The sequence below is a fragment of the Flavobacterium sp. LHD-80 genome (genome assembly GCF_030929605.1).
In the GTDB taxonomy this organism is placed as follows: Bacteria; Bacteroidota; Bacteroidia; order Flavobacteriales; family Flavobacteriaceae; genus Flavobacterium.
Genome location: NZ_JAVFVS010000005.1, coordinates 602267 through 621971, shown reverse-complemented (window position 1 = coordinate 621971; position 19705 = coordinate 602267). Strand labels below are relative to the sequence as shown.

Annotated in this window: 18 protein-coding genes and 1 rRNA gene; 7 read left to right on the top strand and 12 right to left on the bottom strand. The window is 33.4% G+C overall.

Annotated features, from left to right (window positions below):
* Positions 1-37 precede the first annotated feature (37 nt).
* Together rrf and pafA are read left to right on the top strand one after the other, a co-directional pair.
* Positions 38-147, top strand: a 5S ribosomal RNA gene (gene rrf, locus RB619_RS10750).
* Between the two features lie 272 nt (positions 148-419).
* On the top strand, positions 420-2060 hold the full coding sequence (gene pafA, locus RB619_RS10745) for an alkaline phosphatase PafA (RefSeq protein ID WP_308097194.1): 1641 nt from the start codon (positions 420-422) through the stop codon (positions 2058-2060).
* Between the two features lie 124 nt (positions 2061-2184).
* Here pafA and ald read toward each other — a convergent pair whose 3' ends face one another.
* Entirely contained in the window at positions 2185-3303 is a 1119-nt protein-coding gene (gene ald, locus RB619_RS10740; RefSeq protein WP_308097192.1) for an alanine dehydrogenase, read from the bottom strand.
* 200 nt (positions 3304-3503) lie between these two features.
* Here ald and RB619_RS10735 point away from each other — a divergent pair, with 200 nt between their 5' ends.
* The gene (locus RB619_RS10735) at positions 3504-3962 is read left to right on the top strand and encodes an Lrp/AsnC family transcriptional regulator (RefSeq protein WP_035690121.1); all 459 of its coding nucleotides are present in this window, start codon (positions 3504-3506) and stop codon (positions 3960-3962) included.
* Positions 3963-4023: 61 nt separating this feature from the next.
* On the opposite strand, the gene RB619_RS10730 is transcribed toward RB619_RS10735, so the two are convergent.
* Together RB619_RS10730 and RB619_RS10725 are read right to left on the bottom strand one after the other, a co-directional pair.
* The gene (locus RB619_RS10730) at positions 4024-5472 is read right to left on the bottom strand and encodes a glyceraldehyde-3-phosphate dehydrogenase (protein ID WP_308097188.1); all 1449 of its coding nucleotides are present in this window, start codon (positions 5470-5472) and stop codon (positions 4024-4026) included.
* 222 nt (positions 5473-5694) lie between these two features.
* On the bottom strand, positions 5695-7095 hold the full coding sequence (locus RB619_RS10725) for a trypsin-like peptidase domain-containing protein (RefSeq protein ID WP_308097186.1): 1401 nt from the start codon (positions 7093-7095) through the stop codon (positions 5695-5697).
* A 174-nt stretch (positions 7096-7269) separates the two neighbouring features.
* Here RB619_RS10725 and dapF point away from each other — a divergent pair, with 174 nt between their 5' ends.
* The 4 genes from dapF to RB619_RS10705 all read left to right on the top strand — a co-directional run bounded on the left by dapF (position 7270) and on the right by RB619_RS10705 (position 10893).
* Positions 7270-8052, top strand: a complete 783-nt coding sequence (gene dapF, locus RB619_RS10720) for a diaminopimelate epimerase (RefSeq protein WP_308097183.1) — start codon at positions 7270-7272, stop codon at positions 8050-8052.
* Between the two features lie 84 nt (positions 8053-8136).
* Positions 8137-8670 carry a GNAT family protein gene (locus RB619_RS10715; protein WP_308097181.1) on the top strand — a complete coding sequence of 178 codons (534 nt, stop codon included), beginning with the start codon at positions 8137-8139 and terminating at the stop codon, positions 8668-8670.
* Between the two features lie 10 nt (positions 8671-8680).
* Positions 8681-9721 carry an endolytic transglycosylase MltG gene (gene mltG / locus RB619_RS10710; protein ID WP_308097179.1) on the top strand — a complete coding sequence of 347 codons (1041 nt, stop codon included), beginning with the start codon at positions 8681-8683 and terminating at the stop codon, positions 9719-9721.
* 530 nt (positions 9722-10251) lie between these two features.
* Positions 10252-10893, top strand: coding sequence for a peptidoglycan-binding protein LysM (locus tag RB619_RS10705; protein ID WP_308097177.1), 642 nt, complete (start codon positions 10252-10254; stop codon positions 10891-10893).
* Between the two features lie 50 nt (positions 10894-10943).
* On the opposite strand, the gene scpA is transcribed toward RB619_RS10705, so the two are convergent.
* From scpA to RB619_RS10660, 9 genes are all read right to left on the bottom strand, one after another.
* On the bottom strand, positions 10944-13091 hold the full coding sequence (scpA, locus tag RB619_RS10700; protein ID WP_308097175.1) for a methylmalonyl-CoA mutase: 2148 nt from the start codon (positions 13089-13091) through the stop codon (positions 10944-10946).
* A gap of 45 nt (positions 13092-13136) precedes the next feature.
* Positions 13137-14498, bottom strand: coding sequence for a methylmalonyl-CoA mutase subunit beta (locus RB619_RS10695; RefSeq protein ID WP_308097172.1), 1362 nt, complete (start codon positions 14496-14498; stop codon positions 13137-13139).
* Positions 14499-14515: 17 nt separating this feature from the next.
* Positions 14516-14848, bottom strand: a complete 333-nt coding sequence (locus tag RB619_RS10690; protein ID WP_115888989.1) for a septum formation initiator family protein — start codon at positions 14846-14848, stop codon at positions 14516-14518.
* 146 nt (positions 14849-14994) lie between these two features.
* Positions 14995-15603, bottom strand: a complete 609-nt coding sequence (gene udk, locus RB619_RS10685; RefSeq protein ID WP_115888988.1) for a uridine kinase — start codon at positions 15601-15603, stop codon at positions 14995-14997.
* A gap of 264 nt (positions 15604-15867) precedes the next feature.
* A complete protein-coding gene (locus RB619_RS10680; protein WP_308097166.1) occupies positions 15868-16749 on the bottom strand; it encodes an SDR family oxidoreductase in 882 nt (293 codons plus the stop codon).
* 74 nt (positions 16750-16823) lie between these two features.
* A complete protein-coding gene (locus RB619_RS10675) occupies positions 16824-17951 on the bottom strand; it encodes a methionine aminotransferase (protein ID WP_308097164.1) in 1128 nt (375 codons plus the stop codon).
* A gap of 51 nt (positions 17952-18002) precedes the next feature.
* Positions 18003-18437 carry an energy transducer TonB gene (locus tag RB619_RS10670; protein ID WP_308097162.1) on the bottom strand — a complete coding sequence of 145 codons (435 nt, stop codon included), beginning with the start codon at positions 18435-18437 and terminating at the stop codon, positions 18003-18005.
* 20 nt (positions 18438-18457) lie between these two features.
* Positions 18458-19171, bottom strand: a complete 714-nt coding sequence (locus RB619_RS10665; RefSeq protein ID WP_308097160.1) for an SAM-dependent methyltransferase — start codon at positions 19169-19171, stop codon at positions 18458-18460.
* A 60-nt stretch (positions 19172-19231) separates the two neighbouring features.
* Complete coding sequence (locus RB619_RS10660) at positions 19232-19699, bottom strand: low molecular weight protein-tyrosine-phosphatase (RefSeq protein ID WP_308097158.1); 468 nt, start codon at positions 19697-19699, stop codon at positions 19232-19234.
* Positions 19700-19705 lie beyond the last annotated feature (6 nt).

Here is a 19705-nt window from a genome sequence, read left to right as displayed (position 1 = left end):
TAATTACTAATCACTAAGGACTAGTCACTAAAAACCTTAAGGTGGTTATTGCGGCGGGGCTCACCTCTTCCCATCCCGAACAGAGAAGTTAAGCCCGCCTGCGCAGATGGTACTGCAGTCATGTGGGAGAGTATGTCGTCGCCTTTCTTTTGAGAACCCTATCCATATCGGATAGGGTTTTTTTGTTTTATGCCTGTCTTATTTGTCAATTTGTTGGGATTTATTGTGTTTCCTCAATGGAAACCACAGGCTATATCTGGAAATGCTGTAGAGAATTTTTAAAATTAAACTTGTAACAGAGCGCTTTATCGTCTTATATAATTCTGTTAAATTAAAGTCAATTTTGGGTTTTAAATGAGCCTGAGCTAGCCTTTTTAAATGTGAATCCCTATTTTTGTTTTAAATATTATAATTTAAGTATGAAAAAAACTATTGTATTGTTGACATTGTTTGTTATTGCAAATTTAAATGCTCAACAGCGCCCTAAGTTGGTTGTAGGTATTGTTGTAGATCAAATGAAAATGGAATATTTATATCGTTTTTCAGATGATTTTACGCAAAATGGCTTCAAGAGATTAATGAATGAAGGATTCACTTTTCAGAATATGCATTATAATTATATGCCAACTTATACTGCACCAGGCCATGCTTCAATTTATACAGGAACAACACCGGCAACTCATGGTATAGTGGGGAATGAGTGGTTCAGCAGAACTTCAGGTAAAGAAATGTATTGCACTGATGATGCAGGAGTGAAAACTGTTGGTGATGGAACTGTTGAAGAAGGTGCAATGTCACCAAAAAACCTTCAGAGTACTACTATTACTGATGAAGTGAGAATGGCAACTAACTTTCAGGGAAAAGTAATTGGAATGAGCCTTAAAGATCGTGGTGCAATTTTGCCTGCTGGCCATTTTGCAAACTGGGCTTTTTGGTACAGTAAAACTGGTTCTTTTATTTCAAGTACTTTTTATGGTGAAAAATTACCAGAATGGGTAACTGAATTCAATTCCGAAAAAAACTATTTGAAATATATCAATAAAGGTTGGGATTTATACAAACCAGCTTCGGTTTATAATGAAAGCCTTCCTGATAATAATCCATATGAAGGTAAACTATATGGAAGCTTGGCGCCGGTTTTTCCATATGATTTAAAAACAATGTATGAGAAAAATGATGCAGGCGTTTTAAGGGCTACACCGTTTGGTAATGATCTTTTGGCTGAATTTGCTAAAAAAGCTATTGAAAAAGAAAATCTTGGTAAAGACGATATTACGGACTTTTTAACTGTAAGTTTTTCTTCAACTGATTATGTTGGACATTTACTTGGACCACGTTCAATGGAGCTTCAAGATACTTATTTGAGATTAGATCAAACTATTGCTGATTTTTTAGCTTATTTGGATAAAACTGTAGGTAAAGGAAATTATCTTTTGTTTTTAACAGCTGATCATGCTGGAGCTGAAAATGTAATTTATTTGAAAGACCGCAAATATAATGTAGATAATTACCCATCAAAAGATGTCCGTAAAAGCCTTCAAGATTTTTCGGTTAAGACTTTTGGGGTAGACTTATTATTGAACTATTCTAATTTTAATATTTTCTTCAATAAACAAATCATTAAAGATAAAGGTTTGGAATTAACAAAAGTAAAACAGGCTTTTAAAGAATTTTTAATTTCACAGCCTCAGGTTAAAAAAGTATATACTGAAGAAGAAATTTTAGCTAACGGAGGTAATGATTATTACTTGAATTTTGTTGCAAAAGGTTATGATGTGACTCAAGATGGTGATATGATTGTGATTGATAAACCTGGAAATATTGAATATTCGACTACAGGGACATCTCATGGTACGCCTTACAGTTATGATACGCATGTACCGGCGATCTTTTTTGGATGGCATATTAAAAAAGGAGAGTCATATGACAAAAAAGCTATAACGGAAATTGCTCCAACTGTAGCACAAAAAATAAAAGTTACTTTTCCTAATGGAACTGAGGCAAAAGTATTGCAGGAAGTTTTAGATGAGAAAAAAGAAGTTTTGAATGCAAAAAAATAATTCAGAATAAAATAAATAAAAAAGCCAGTCATGTGACTGGCTTTTTTATTGCAGAAAAAAAGGCTTTTCAATTAAGAAAAGCCTTTTAAATAGTGTTTAGTAAGCACTTATTTTAATGTTAGCACTATGCGTTTGCTAACACTAATTCTTCGTTATAAGGAAGATTCCAAGCTTCAGCAACTCCTTTATAAAGGATTTTTCCATTCGCTACGTTTAATCCTTTTTTCAATTCTTCGTTTTCTGCACATGCTTTTTCCCATCCTTTATTTGCTAATTGTACAGCATATGGTAAAGTTGCATTAGTTAAAGCTAAAGTAGAAGTGTAAGGAACAGCTCCCGGCATATTAGCTACACAATAGTGAACAATATCATCAATAATAAAAGTTGGGTTTTCGTGTGTTGTTGGAGTACAAGTTTCAATACAACCACCTTGATCAACAGCAACGTCAACAACAACTGCTCCTGGGCGCATTAATTTAAGCATATCACGAGTAATTAAGTGAGGCGCTTTTGCTCCTGGAATCAAAACAGCACCAACAACTAAATCAGCATCTTTAATTGCTCTTGTGATATTGTAATGATTAGACATTTCTGTATTTACATTTGCTGGCATAATATCATCCAATTGACGTAAACGTGGCAAACTTAAATCCATGATAGTAACTTGAGCTCCTAAACCTGCAGCCATTTTAGCAGCTTGAGTACCAACGATTCCTCCACCTAAAACTAATACTTTTGCTGGAGGAACACCTGGAACACCGCCTAAAAGAATTCCTCTTCCTTTTAATGGTTTTTCAAGATATTTTGCTCCTTGCTGAATAGCCATACGACCTGCAACTTCAGACATTGGAACTAATAAAGGTAAACTGCGGTCTGTTTTTTCTACAGTTTCATATGCTAAACAAACTGCACCTTTTTCAAGCATCGCATGAGTTAATTCTTCTGATGAAGCAAAGTGAAAATAAGTAAAAAGTAATTGATCTTTTTTGATTAACGGATATTCAGATGCAATTGGTTCTTTTACTTTAATGATCATTTCTGCAATAGCATAAACTTCTTCAATAGTTCCTAAAACTACTGCACCAGCAGTTGCATATTCCTCATCAGCAAATCCACTTCCTACACCTGCAGTTGATTGTACATAAACAACATGTCCGTGTTTTTTCATTTCAGAAACACCAGCTGGAGTTAATGCTACACGATTTTCATTATTTTTAATTTCTTTTGGAACACCTATTATCATAATGTTATATTTTTTTGTTTTTCTTGAATTTGTTTTACAAAGCTACTCATAGAGAATATATTATTGATAATTGGTCTATAAATAAGAAAATATTATTTTATTTAATACTTTTACAGAAATATTTTCTGTTTAAGTGCTTTTAAAGTTCCTAAAAGAGAAAAAATGACTATATTCTATTAATTAAAGAAAACGTTTTCGCTATGATTTTAGATGAAATTGACAAGAAAATCTTACGTCTTTTGCAGGAAAATGCGCACTATACGCTGAAAGACATCGCAAACAAAATAAATTTGTCTCTTACTCCGGTTCATGATAGGGTCAAACGTCTTGAAAAAGAGGGAGTTATAGAGAAGTATGTTTCCATTTTAAACAAGAAAAAATTGGGAAACAATCTTACGGTATATTGCCAAGTTACCTTAACAAAACAGACCTATGATACTTCTGAAGGATTTAATCAATCAATTCTCGATTTACCAGAAGTTGTAGAATGTAACTACGTTTCTGGAAACTTTGATTATATGCTAAAAATTATCATTCCTGATATGGAAAGTTATCATCATTTTCATCAAAAGAAATTATCTGTTTTGCCTGAGGTTTCTTTGATTAATACTGTTTTTGTTATTTCTGAAGTAAAAAGTACAACCGTTCTTCCAATTTAATAAATAAAAAACCACCAAGTAAACTTGATGGTTTTTAGAAATGGTTGGTTTTGGTTTTATATTAATAGTATGTAAAGCGTCTCACTTTTGCAATGTATTTTGCAAGACGAATTACCTGATGGCTATAGCCATATTCATTATCGTACCAAATATAGAGTACAATATTTTTTCCATCTTTTGATACAATTGTAGCATTACTATCATAGATTGCAGGAGCTGATGTTCCAACAATATCAGATGATACTAATTCATTATTCAAAGAATATTTTATTTGTTCTACAAGTTCACCTTCTAGAGCGTATTTTTTCATGATTTTATTTACGCCTAAAATCGTCGTTGCTTTTTTAACTTCTAGATTCAAAACTACTAATGAACCATTTGGTACCGGAACACGAATAGCGTTTGAAGTCAGTTTTCCTTCTAATGAAGGCAAAGCTTTTGCAACCGCGCTTCCGGCACCAGTTTCGGTAATAACCATATTTAAAGTTGCAGCTCTTCCGCGACGATATTTTCTATGCATATTATCTACCAGATTTTGGTCATTTGTATAAGCATGAATGGTTTCCAAATGTCCTTTTACAACACCAATAGTATCTTCAATAGCTTTTAAAACTGGAGTAATAGCATTTGTTGTGCAAGATGCGGCAGAAAAAATATTGATTTCATCTGGATTAAAATCAGTGTGATTTACGCCATGAACAATATTTGGAATTCCTTTTCCTGGTGCTGTCAGTAAAACTTTATTAACTCCTTTTGAAGTTAAATGTCTTTTTAGTGCTTCTTCTGTAGTAAATACTCCAGTATTGTCAATTAGCAATGAATCGTTGATTCCATATTGTGTGTAATCAATTTCTTCTGGCGTGTTTGCCGATATAATATGAACGGTTGTTCCGTTGATTATTAAAGCGTTATTTTTTGGATCTGCCGTTACAGAACCTTGAAAATCTCCGTGAATTGAATCATAACGCAAAAGAGAAGCTCGTTTCTCTAAGCTTGAAGCATCATTTTTATCACGAGTTACAATTGCTCTCAAACGCAATTGATTTCCTTTTCCGGTTTTAGACATTAATTCTCTAGCTAATAAACGTCCAATTCTTCCAAAGCCGTATAGGACAACATCTTTTGGCTGAACTTCTTTAGAAGATTTTGCATTTTTTAATTTATCCATAACAAAGTATCTTGCATCAGGATATTTTTCATCTTCTAAGCGATATTCATAAGTTAATTTGCCCAAATCTATTTTTGCAGGAGGCAAGTCTAATGATAAAACAACTTTTGCGATTTCAACCGAATCAAAAATGGTAATTGGTTTTCCAACAAATTCACCTGCATATTGATGCAAATTGATTATATCGCTTACGTTTTGATCCAATAATTGGTTTTTAAATAAAACCATTTCAATGGATTTGTCATACCATAAATCACTTATAACTTTGATTAATTCGACACCAGCTCTTCTTCGGTCGACTTGTAATGATACCTCTTTTTGGTACAAGGATTTTTTGCTCATAATTAACTAAATTGAAAAAATAAAATGCTCACTATTTTAAAATTTGGCGCAAAAGTATCCATTTCAATCGATTTCGTAAACTATTTTAGCATTTATTTTTAAAAATAAAAAAGCCACCTTAAATTTCTTAAGATGGCTTTTTTTTGAGTTTTCAGTCGCAGTCTTGGTTTACAGTTTCAAATCTGGACATTGAGACTGTAAGCTGAGACTGAATACTGCGACTTAAATTATAATTCTAAATATCTCTCCGTTTCTGTTTATCATTTCAATTCGGGCACTTTGGCCTTCGTCTTTTTTGCTTAACAGTTTAGACACGGTCTCTACATTTACAGCTTTGACATTATCAATGCTCAGAATGATATTGCCTTGTAATTCATTTTGATAGCGCTTTAAATTTTCATCTGTAATATTCTTAATTTTCACGCCATAGTCAATTCTGAATCTCTTTTTATCAGCTGTATCTATATTTTCCAATTCCAATCCTTTAAATTCAGCACTAAAAAATTCATTTTTGCTTAAAGTAACTGGGACCGTTCTCGTTTTTCCGTCTTTGATATACGTTACTTTTACTACATCATTTGGTCTTTTGGTATTAATGTAGCCAGACAAATCAGCATAAGTTGAAATGTTTTGTTCGTCTAATTTTACAATGATATCACCTTTGGCAAGTCCAGCCTTTTCAGCGCCAGAGTTTTTAGAAACTTTATTAATATAAAAACCTTGCGTTTCAGTTATTCCTAATTCTTTAGAAGCACTGCTATTTAGTTCGCCTCCTTCAACTCCAAGAATTCCTCTTTGAACATTTCCATATTCCATTATATCTTCAATAATTTTTCTGGCAATGTTTGACGGAACTGCGAAAGAATATCCAACGTAAGAACCTGTCATTGATGAAATCATAGTATTGATTCCAATTAATTCTCCGCGAGTATTTACTAATGCTCCACCGCTATTTCCTGGATTTACTGCGGCATCGGTCTGGATAAAAGATTGAATACCACTTTGGTCTAAATTTCTGGCTTTAGCCGAAACAATTCCAGCTGTAACAGTTGAAGTTAAATTGTACGGATTACCAACAGCCAAAACCCATTCGCCCACTTTTACTGAATCAGAATTAGCAAATGCTGTATAAGGCAATTTTTCATCGGCATTGATTTTTAACAATGCAATGTCCATTTTTGAATCGGTTCCTATAAGTTTTGCCGTATAGGATTTTTTATTGTTTAAGGTAATTTCAATTTCTGAAGCATCTTTGATTACATGATTATTAGTCACGATATATCCATCTTCAGAAATAATAACGCCAGACCCAGTACCAACTTGTTCTTGTTGTTGCTGTCCTCCGTAACCGTAGAAAAATTCCATCATAGGATTGGTGACTGTTCTTCTAGAAACATTTTTTACGTGAACAACCGTGTGAATCGTTTTGTCCGCAGCTTCGGTAAAATCAACCGCTTCTCCAGGCAAACCAACGGTTTTTCCGTATGAATTAGGGGCAAGAGTAACAACAGAATTTCCTTTTCCAAAAAAAGAATCGTTGTCATCAAATAATAACTTGTAAGCACCAAGGGTAGTAGCACCACTTAGTAATGAAACTAAAAATAAGGTTGAAAACTTTTTCATAGTACTGTTTATGTTTTTAAGTTATTTTAGGTGTTTGTTTTTAACATTTATAACGTAAAATTATACCAAAAAATTATTTGATAAAACGCTTTAACGCTCTTTAACAATGATTAACATTTCATTAATTAATCTTCGCAGTTTCTTCGTACTTTTGCATTTCTTAACCACTAAAAAATGCAAATAGAATTTTATAAATATCAAGGTACTGGGAACGATTTTGTGATGATCGACAATCGTTCTAATTTTTTTCCAAAAGAGGATATTCAATTGATTGAGCGTTTATGCGACAGACGATTTGGCATTGGTGCTGACGGACTTATTTTGCTTGAAAATGATTCTGAAACTGATTTCAAAATGGTTTATTATAACTCTGATGGGAACGAAAGTTCAATGTGTGGAAACGGTGGACGTTGTCTAGTTGCTTTTGCCAATCAGTTAGGCGTTATTAATGATAAAGCCACTTTTATTGCAACAGATGGTCTGCATCATGCTTCAGTAGGAAACGATGCTATTGTTTCATTGCAGATGATTGATGTTGATGAAGTTCAAAAACATGATTCACACACTTTTTTAAATACAGGTTCTCCGCATCATGTTCAAATAGTTGAAAATTTAAAAGAATATAATGTGAAAGAAAACGGAGCAGCAATTCGTTACGGAGCCTTATATGGAGAAAAAGGAAGCAACATTAATTTTGTCAAAAAGATTGATGAAGATACTTTTTCACTTCGTACTTATGAAAGAGGTGTGGAAGATGAAACACTTGCTTGCGGAACTGGCGCAACTGCAGTTGCTATCGCAATGAATGCCATTGGTCAAACAGACAAAACTTCAATTAATTTAAATGTTGAAGGCGGAAAACTGGTGGTTTCATTCGATAAATTAGGAGAGCATTTTTCAAATGTATTCTTGACTGGACCTGCAAAATTTGTTTTTAAAGGAACAATTGAAATATAATCAATGATCTCATTCTGAACGAAGTCGAAGACAAATTCCAAATTCAACAATCTAAAATCTGAATTCTAAAATCTAAAATTATTAATGATCACACTCAAAGGCGAAAATATTTATTTACGTGCATTAGAACCTAATGATTTAGAGTTCGTGTATGAAATGGAAAATGATCAAAACATTTGGGAGGTCAGCAATACGAATACGCCATATAGTCGCTATTTAATTCGGCAGTATCTTGAAAATGCCAAGCAGGATATTTATGAAGCTAAACAATTGCGATTGGCAATTTGTCAAGATAAAGATTTTCCGGCTATTGGATTAATAGATTTATTTGAGTTTGATCCTAGAAATAATAGAGCGGGAGTGGGAATTGTGATCATGAATAAAGAATATAGAAATCAAAACATTGGTTCTGAGGCATTAGAGTTATTAATTAAATACTCTTTTCATAATTTAAATCTGCATCAGCTTTATGCAAATATTAATGTAGGAAATGTAGCTAGTATAGCACTTTTTACTAAATTTGGTTTTGAGAAAATCGGAATTAAAAAAGATTGGATTTTGCTGGATAATCGCTATCAAGATGAAGCAATTTTTCAATTAATTAACAAACATATCTAAAATTTAAACTTTGAGCTTAAAAAAAATTATCACGATAACAGCTGTAGCCGTAATTTCAGTTTTAATGATTTACGGATTTATTTTAATTAATAAAATTTTCAGCTCGAATACCAAATTTGAAAAAGAAGAACTTTACGTTTATGTACCAACTGGTGCAAATTATACAGACGTAAAAAAAATATTAGAACCATATGTCAAAAACTTTGACAATTTTGAAATGGTTGCCAATAAAAGAAGTTATCCTGAAAATGTAAAGTCAGGACGTTTTTTACTTAAAAAAGGAATGAATAATATTGATTTAGTTCGTGCAATGCGTTCTAATGTTCCGGTTAAATTAGCTTTTAATAACCAAGAACGTTTAGAAAATTTTGCTGGAAGAGTTGGTTCAGAAATTGAGGCAGACAGTTTGTCTTTATTAAAAGCGATTAAGGATTCTACCTTTATGGCGCAGAATGGCTTTAATGAAGACAATGTTTTTGCAATGTTTATTCCAAATACCTATGAGATTTACTGGAATACTTCAGCGGAAAAATTCCGTGATAAAATGATCAAGGAATATCATAATTTTTGGACTGACGAAAGAATAGCGAAAGCAAAAAAACAAGGATTGACGCCAGTTCAGGCAACGATTTTGGCTTCTATAGTACATAAAGAATCTGTAAAGAAAGATGAAAGACCACGTATTGCAGGAGTTTATTTAAACCGTTTGCGTTTAGAAATGCCTCTTCAAGCAGATCCAACAGTTATTTATGCTTTAAAATTAAGAGATAATAATTTTGACCAAGTTATAAAACGAGTTTTTTATAACGATTTGGTTATGAGATCTCCATATAATACGTATGTAAATGTGGGGCTTCCTCCGGGACCAATCGCGATGCCTGATATTACAGCTCTTGAAGCGGTCTTAAATCCTGAGAAAAACGATTATATTTATTTCTGCGCAAGTGTTGATCGTTTTGGTTATCATGAATTTGCGTCTACTTTAGCAGAACATAATGTAAATGCAAAAAAATATTCAGACTGGATTGCAAGTCAAGGTGTAACGAGATAATCAAGATTTTGATAAATACAAATAAAAAAACCGAAGTAATTTACTTCGGTTTTTTTATTTGTAAAATTTACTTGATCATAGGAAAAATAAACTTTTTTTTTTGAAACCGAGATTGAAAAAGATAATTCAAATTTAATGATGTAGCGATTTTGGAAACTATTTTTTAATGTAAAAATCAAAAAAATGCTAATTTTTAGGTTTTTTATTACAAATTTATTCTAAATATTTTTCAGCTTAAATTATATTGAGCCCAAAAAAGCAATAATTTTTGTAAGCTTTATCTTTGTTTTTTAACAAATTTGATAAAAAAATGATAAAAATGACATTTTTAGAGATTTGATTTTTGCTGGTTTTCATCAAAGTTCGACTTCATTAAAACTGCTCTTAAACTGCATGACCAAAGGGTTTAAACGAGATCTTTAATTCTTTAAAATTATGTAAGTAATTGATTTTCAGTATTATTTTGTATTCGTTATCTTTGCACTGTAGAAATTTCAAGAGGGTGACAGCGTCTTGAAGAAAAACAATTTATGATAAAGAAATGGTATTTTTATGCGAGTTTGATCGTTATTATTACATTTTTAAGTTTGGGATTTATTCCCTCTAACCACGAAACCAAACCTTGGTTTTCAATTGAAAAAACAGATGGAGCTGAATACATCTTTCCATCAAAAGAAAAGGATGATTATCCTAACACAAACGTCCCATACACAGGGAATCATCTAATAGGTTTTAAAGAAGCAGTTGCTTTCAAAGAATCTCAAGGAAAATACCGCTTGGTTAATTCACTTGGTTACATGGGAAAATATCAGTTTGGTTCTGAAGCCCTAAGAGCCATTGGTATAAAAAACAACAAAGCCTTTTTAAAGGATCCTGCACTACAAGAGAAAGCTTTCATTGCATTATTATCCAAAAACAAATGGATTTTGCGTTATGAAATTGCAAAGTATGAAGGAAAAGTTATTAATGGTATTGAAATTACCGAATCTGGAATTTTAGCGGCAGCGCACCTTGGTGGAGCTGGTTCTGTAAAAAGCTTCTTTAAAAACAAAGGAGCGAGGCATTTTAGAGATGCATACGGAACTTCGTTAAGAAGCTATATGAAAGATTTTGGAGGTTATGATCTCTCTTATATTGAAGCTGACAGTAATGCGACAATACATAAGATCTAAAAAAGCATAAAAAATCCCGAATTAATCAAATTCGGGATTTTTTATACTTTTTAGTCAATTAATATTTCTAAGATTTGAATTGCAGCTTCACTTATTTTTGTTCCTGGGCCAAAAATAGCCACTGCACCAGCATCGAATAGATATTGATAGTCTTGCGCCGGAATTACACCGCCTACAATTACCATGATGTCTTCACGTCCATGTTTTTTTAGTTCTTCAATGACTTGCGGTACTAATGTTTTATGCCCGGCGGCTAATGATGAAACTCCTAAAATATGAACGTCATTTTCAACGGCTTGTTTAGCGGCTTCTGCCGGAGTTTGAAAAAGTGGCCCTATATCAACATCAAAACCAACATCAGCGTAGCCTGTCGCTACTACTTTTGCACCGCGATCATGACCGTCTTGTCCCATTTTTGCAATCATAATTCTTGGGCGTCTTCCTTCTTGTTTTGCAAAGGCATCAGCTAATTGTTTCGCCTTTTCAAAATTCTCGTCGTTTTTTATTGCTGCACTATACACACCGCTAAAGGATTTAATTTGTGCTTTGAATCGTCCAAAAACACTTTCTAGAGCATCGCTTATTTCACCTAAAGTTGCTCTTTCGCGTGCGGCTTCAGTCGCGATTTCTAGTAAGTTTCCTTGTCCAGTTTTAGCACAATGAATTAATTTTTCCAGTGATTGATTTACTTTTTCAGTATTTCTGCTTGCTTTTATTTCTGTAAGACGCTCAATTTGTTGTTTACGTACCATTTGGTTATCAACATCTAAAATATGAAGCGGATCTTCTTTTTCTAATCTAAATTTATTGACACCAACAATAATATCTTGCCCGCTATCTATTCTGGCTTGTTTTCTTGCTGCAGCTTCTTCAATTCGAAGTTTCGGAATTCCGGCTTCGATTGCTTTTGTCATACCGCCTAATTCTTCAACTTCTTCAATTAATTTCCAGGTTTTATCTAAAATCTCATTTGTCAACGATTCAACATAATAACTGCCTCCCCAAGGATCTACGGTTTTAGTAATCTTTGTTTCTTCCTGTAAATATATTTGGGTATTTCGTGCTATTCTGGCCGAAAAGTCAGTTGGTAAAGCAATAGCTTCGTCAAGTGCGTTGGTATGAAGAGATTGCGTTCCTCCAAATGCTGCTGCAGTTGCTTCGATACAAGTTCTGGCCACATTATTAAATGGATCCTGTTCGGTTAAACTCCATCCGCTAGTTTGGCAATGTGTTCTTAATGCCAATGATTTATCGCTTTTTGGGTTAAATTGCTGAATCAGTTTTGCCCAAATCATTCGGCCGGCTCTCATTTTTGCAATTTCCATAAAATGATTCATACCAATGGCCCAAAAGAAAGATAAACGTGGCGCAAATTCATCAATCGTCATTCCGGTAGATAAACCTGTTCGAATATATTCTAAACCATCTGCTAAAGTGTAGGCTAATTCAATATCGGCTGTTGCTCCAGCTTCCTGCATGTGATATCCAGAAATAGAAATAGAATTGAATTTTGGCATTTTTTTGCTCGTAAATTCAAAAATATCAGCAATAATTTTCATCGAAGGTGTTGGTGGATAAATATAAGTATTACGCACCATAAATTCCTTTAGAATATCGTTCTGAATAGTTCCAGATAATTTTTCGATTGCAACGCCTTGTTCTTCCGCAGCAACGATATAAAAAGCCATAATAGGTAAAACAGCGCCATTCATGGTCATCGAAACCGACATTTCATCAAGCGGAATTTGATCGAATAATACTTTCATATCTTCAACCGAATCAATTGCTACTCCCGCTTTTCCAACATCACCAACGACACGTTCATGATCTGAATCGTAACCGCGATGGGTAGGTAAATCAAAAGCAATTGAAAGTCCTTTTTGACCTGCTGCAAGATTTCGTCTGTAAAAAGCATTACTTTCTTCTGCAGTCGAAAATCCAGCGTACTGACGAATTGTCCAAGGACGACGAACGTACATTGTTGCGTATGGCCCGCGTAAATTGGGCGCAAAACCAGCTCCGAAATCTAAAAACTCTAAATCTTCTATATCTTTTTCAGAATAGTTTTTTTTGAGTTCGATTCCTTCGGCTGTTGTGAAGTTGTTATTCAAATCTACAGACTTTTGACTTTCGGCTTTCGTCCCGAGGCTTCGGGATTGACTTTCGAGATTTATATGTTTAAGGTCTTTTCTCATCATGGAGACACTTTCTTTGGTGTGAATATTAACTACGTTTAAAAATGATTACTCAAGCTCAAGTCTTTCTTGTTCCAATTTCTCAGCTAATCTTTTTTCTATAATAGGTGTAATTAATGTTTTTCTAGGTTTGATTTTTACAAAAGGAAACAATTCTAAATCCTGTTTCATTTTGTCTTCTTTGTTAGGATATTTATTAGTGCCTAATAAAACTTCTTTTTTAGAATCGAATAGTTCTTGTTCTTTATTGGCACTTTCCTGAATTTTCTTTTTGATTGTTCCCTCGTTCAAAAGCTTCAAAAAGCCTCCGTTTGCTTCAATATCTTTAAATAAAGTCAGACTTTTTTCTGCCAATTGCATGGTTAAACTTTCAATATAATAACTTCCATCGGCTGGATTATCAACTTTATCGAAATAGCTTTCGTGTTTTAAAACCAAAAGCTGATTTCGTGCAATTCTGTCTCCAAATTCATTGTCTTTATGGTACAAAGAATCGTAAGGTAAATTAGCCACAGCATCGGCGCCACCTAAAATTGCCGACATGCATTCGGTTGTGGTGCGAAGCATGTTGACATTATAATCGTAAATAGTTTTATTTCGTTTGGTTGGTGTAACCAGAAAATGACAATCTACATCAGGATTGTATTCTGAAGCAATCAATTTGAAAAGCATTCGCAAAGCACGAAGTTTTGCAATCTCAAAAAAGTAATTTGTTCCAACTGATATTTGAAAAACGATTGTTTTTGTTGAAGTTGGAAAACGGTTCAGATATTCATTAGCATGCGCTAAACTATAAGCAATTTGTTGTGTAATGTTCGCTCCTGAATTTTGATACAAACCTAAATCTACGCTAAGAAATGGAAGATTGGTTTGATTTGAAATCTTTTCAAGCGTTTCGAAATTGTTTTTATCTGATGTTATAAACCAATTTCCGTCTCGCGCCAATTGACCAATTGGATCTAAATTACAAAAAAATGTTGCTTTTTTTTCAGTAGAAATCGCGTCCAATTTTTTTACGAAATCGATTGAGAGAAAACTCAAATGAAAGTAAACTGTTCTGCCTTCTAAAGGAAGATTTTCTAGTAATTTTTGAATGTCAGTATTTTCGTTTTCGATAGTAAAACGTAAACTTTCTGCACCTCTTTCAATAGTATTAATTGCTTTTTTTATCGATTTTTCGATATCAAAAACAAAAATATTTTGACAGATTTTAAATTCTGAAGCCTGAGTTTTTACAGAAGCACTTTTGGTAAATTCATCGTCATGATAGAAAGGTTTTACCTGAATATCTTCTGGAGAATTCCAAATTACAGTTTGGTTATAGTCGGCTCCATCCAATTCAAACTGAATTTTTTGTTTCCATTGTTTGGATGAAATTGGATTAAAATCTTCGAATAGGTTAGTGGCCATTAGGTGTTTTTTCTGAATTATTCTTTTTCTTGAATAGTGTCTCCTTCAAAGTGAATGATGTAAATATCTTCGCTGTCTTTTTTCATAAAGTACTTTTCGCGAGCATATTTTTCTATTTGTTCAGGATTTTTAAGTTGTTTGATCTGTTCCTGATCTTTTTTTATTTCGTCCTGATAATATTTTTTATTGTCTTGCAGTTCGTTAATCTGTCCGTCTAGAAAACGATGATCAAAATAGGAGTAATTATCTAAAAATAACATCCAGACAATAAAAAACAGCAAAACCCAAACATATTTGTTACCCAAATATTTGAACCATTTTTTGTCTTTGTATGGATTTTTGAATTTCATATAACCGATTGTTTCTTTTGAATATGAGTGGTCTTTTTAGCCCCGATAGAGCCGGTATCCTTTTTATGGCTTTTTCTGCCATAAAAAGATAAAGGCGAAAGCGGGAATTAGCTCCTAAATTTTATGGTTTAAATTTACAATAAAAATTATGAAATTCTCTGATTAATTACGGCGCGAACTACATCAATTGCTACAGTATTGTATTTGTCATTTGGAATAATAATATCTGCAAAAGCCTTTGATGGTTCGATAAATTGCTCATGCATAGGTTTTAAAGTGTTTTGATAACGATTTAAAACCTCGTTAATATCACGTCCGCGTTCTGAAATATCTCTTTTTAAACGGCGAACTAATCTTTCGTCAGAATCAGCATGAACGAAAATTTTAATATCGCAAAGTTCGCGTAATTCAGGATTTGTCAAAATTAAAATACCTTCAACGATCATTACTTTTCTTGGATGCGTTGCCACGGTATCATCAGTTCTATTATGTTGAATGAACGAATAAACCGGCTGATCGATTGTCTCTCCAGCTTTTAAAGCTTTTAAGTGTTTTACCAATAATTCAAAATCAATAGATCTTGGATGATCAAAATTAATTAATGCTCTTTCGTCAAATGACAAATTGGTTGTTTCTTTATAATACGAATCTTGAGAAATTACCCCAACTTCAGTGTCTGGTAATTCTGTCATGATTTGGTGTACTACTGTTGTTTTTCCACTTCCTGTTCCTCCTGCAAGTCCAATAATGAGCATAAAATTTTTGTTTGATATTTGTTTGACAAAATTAATAATTAAAGTGAATTTCTGAACATATAATTTAATTTAACCATATAAGTAATGTAAGTAAATTTAAGCTACAAAATGTTTAAGCGGTGCAATACTTAACTGAACTTATATCACTTATATGGTTAAAAATATGGTGAAAAACATAAAAAAAATCCCGAAAGTAAACCTTCGGGATTTCGTGCAATCAGTATAGATTTGATAAAATATTCTGAATTTAGTAAGCACTTGTAATTATTTATTCTTTTTTGCTTTTATCATCATTTCAAGCTGATTCCAAAGTTCTTCTGGAATGGCTTCTAATAAATTGAATTGTCCTGCGCCTTTTAACCATTCGCCTCCGTCAATTGTGATGACGTCACCATTTACATAAGCTGAAAAATCAGAAACTAAATAAGCAGCTAAATTGGCTAATTCCTGGTGATCTCCAACACGTTTCAATGGCACTTTTTTAGCCATATCAAACTTTTCAGAAAGATCGCCTGGCAATAATCTGTCCCAAGCTCCTTTTGTAGGGAATGGCCCCGGAGCGATCGCGTTAGAACGAATTCCGTATTTTGCCCATTCTACAGCAAGACTTCTTGTCATGGCTAAAACTCCTGCTTTTGCAGTTGCACTTGGTACTACATAAGCTGAACCTGTCCAAGCATAAGTTGTTACAATATTTAAAATCGTTGCTGAAGTTTGTTTCGTATCAATCCAATGTTTTCCAAAAGCTAGTGTACAGTTTTTAGAACCTTTAAGTACGATATCTATCACAGTATCAAATGCATTTGCAGATAAACGTTCTGTAGGTGAAATGAAATTTCCTGCGGCATTGTTTAAAAGAACATCTACTTTTCCAAAAACTTTTAAAGTTTCCTGAAGCATATTTTCTACTTCTTCATAATGACGAACGTCGCATTGAAGAGGCAAACATTTTCCGCCAGTTTCACTTTCAAGTTCTGCTGCAGTAGTTTTTAGTTTTTCTAAATCTCTAGAAGTAATCGCTACCTGAGCGCCTAATTCTAAGAAATATTTTGTCATTGCTTTTCCTAAACCGCTTCCGCCGCCCGTAACTACAATGACTTTGCCTTTTAAGGCGTCATCGCGCAACATTTTATCTGTATAGCTCATACTTTTCTTTTTTTACAATATTAATTAAAAAAATAGGATGCACGCATAATATTGTTATAAAATTTTGATAAACTTTATATATCACACAGTTTTTTTGCGGCAGCTTCTAAGGTGAAATTATCTTTGGCGAAACAAAAACGAATGAGTTTCTGGTCTTTGTGATCTGAATAAAAAGTTGAAATTGGAATCGCTGCAACGCCGTGATTGATGATTAAATTTTTGCAGAAAGTCACATCATCTTCATCTGAAATATTGGCATAAGAAGCCACCTGAAAATAAGTTCCTTCACAAGGTTTTAGTTCAAAGCGACTGTTTTGAAGCAACTTTTGAAAATAATCTCTTTTTTCCTGATAGAATTTTCCAAGTAAATTCACATCAACAACATCTAAATATTCGCTGATGGCAAATTGAGAAATGCTGTTTACGCTGAAAACCAAAAACTGATGTACTTTCTTTATTTCTTTCATTAAATATTCTGGTGCAATGGTGTAGCCAATTTTCCAGCCTGTAATATGAAATGATTTCCCGAAAGAAGAAACCATAATGCATCTGTCTAAAAGAAAACTTTTGGTATGTGCCGAAATATGTTTTTCTTCGAAAGTGATGTATTCATACACTTCATCAGATAAAACTAAAAGATCTGGATATTTTGAGAGTATTTTTTCTAATTGAAGAAAATCAGCTTCGTTTAATATTTTTCCTGTTGGATTATGCGGATTATTGATGATAATCATGCGACTTTTTTCTGAGCAGGCTTTTTCAATTGTTTCCCAATTTGGCGTGTAATCGTCATTTAACGCCACACGAATTGGTTTTGCTTTGCAAAGTAAAACGGGTGATTCATAGGAATCATAACTTGGATCGAGAATAATTACTTCATCATTCTCTTTTACCAAAGCCAAAATAGTTGTGAAAATTCCCTGTGTTGCGCCTGCTGTAACTAGAAGTTCTAAATCTGGATTAATTGTTCTGTTATAAGAATCCTGAATCAGCTTCGCAATTTTGTTCATTAACGGCGGATAACCTGCCATTGGTGTGTATTGGTGTACATTTTCCTTTGATAATCGGGCAACAATATCTGTCAATCTTTCATCAACAGGAAAATTTGGAAATCCTTGAGAAAGATTGATTGCATTGTATTCGGCTGCCATTTTTGACATTACCGTAAAAATGCTTGTGGTTATGTTTGGTAGTTTACTCATGATAAAGTTTGATTTGGGGAAAACTTGTGAGTGAATAAAATTAACTTAATACTAATCTATTATCATAGGCATAGAGTAGAGAACGCGAATTATTTTGTTGTTTTGTTTTCCAGGACTCCATTTTGGAGCGAGTTGTAAAACTCTTATGGCTTCCGCACCTGTTTCATAGCCAAGATCTCTTAAAACGTTAATGTTGTTTAATGATCCATCTTTTTCGATAATGAAAGTGATATATATTTTTCCTTTAAGGCCTGGTTTTGGAGTTTTGAAATTTTGTTTTATAAAGGTATTCAAGGCATCTATTCCTCCAGGAAATTCAGGTCTTGTATCTATCCCTGCAACGTTGTATATTTTATCGTCCTCATCTGCTCTTTGCATATTGTTTTTAGCAGAAGCATCTATTTGTGGGACTTTTGGATCGCCTTTAGTTTGGCAAAATATGTTTTGTGCTGAGCAAATCAAAATCAGGATTAAAAACTTTTTCATAAGGTGGTTTTAAGGTTAGCTTACATTTTATGAATAATAAAAATCGTAGGGCGTTTATCAATATCAATTTTCAATTTTTTCCAATCCGATACTTTCAAGGTTTTGATGAATTCTGTTGGTAAAGTAATATCCGTTGCAATACATAAATGTGTTGACGGATTTAAAATCTGCAAAAGATCTTCGATCAATTTATTGTTTCTGTAAGGCGTTTCAATAAATAACTGTGATTGGTTTTTGTCTTGAGATAATCGCTCAAAATGGCGTATTGCTGATTTTTTCTCGTCTTTGTCAATTGGCAAATATCCATTAAAAGTAAAACTCTGTCCATTCATTCCAGAAGCCATCATCGCCAATAGAATAGAAGAAGGTCCAACCAACGGAACAACTTGAATTCCTTTTTCATGAGCTAACTTTACAATCACAGCACCAGGATCAGCAACGCCCGGACAGCCTGCTTCACTCATTAATCCCATATTTTTCCCTTCCAATAAAGGTTTGATGAAATCCAAATGTTCGCTTGGTTCAGTGCGTTTGTTTAAGGTGAAAAGCACCAATTCTGACTGCTTTTTTTCTGGATAAACGGCTTTTATGGATTTTCTGGCTGTCTTGTCGTTTTCAACAATATAATGGTCGATAAGTTCGATGGTTCTTCTTACCGTTTGTGGTAAAACATCCATCGGATCGCTTTCGCCCATTGTGGTTGGAATAAGATATAATTTGCCGAGAAGTTTCATGAGTATTTGTTTAAAATTAAAAAATTCAACTATCTCTTTTTTAGAAACAATTGAATTGTATTAAGAATGTTTTTTTAGAAGCTGATCCGCGATTATATCGGTTACTTCATCCAGCATTTGGTAAACGTTGTCAAAACCATTTGCAGATCCAAAATAAGGATCTGGTACATCTACATTTTCATCTGGAAACAATTCGTTTAAAATCAAACGAACTTTATTTTTATGTTCTGGAGTTTTAGCTAAATGAACAACATCGCGAAAATTTGAATTATCCATTACATAGATATAATCAAATTCATCAAAATCAGAAGATTGAATTTGTCTGCCTTTTTGAGCACTGATGTTGATTCCGTTTTTGTGGGCAATATCTATAGAACGTTTATCTGGACAATGTCCAACATGCCAAGATCCTGTTCCGGCAGAATCAACAATAAATTTGTCAGCGGGTAATTTTGATGCTAAAATTCCTTCTGCTAAAGGAGATCTGCAGATATTTCCCAAACAAACCATTAAAACTTTTACTGGCATGATTCG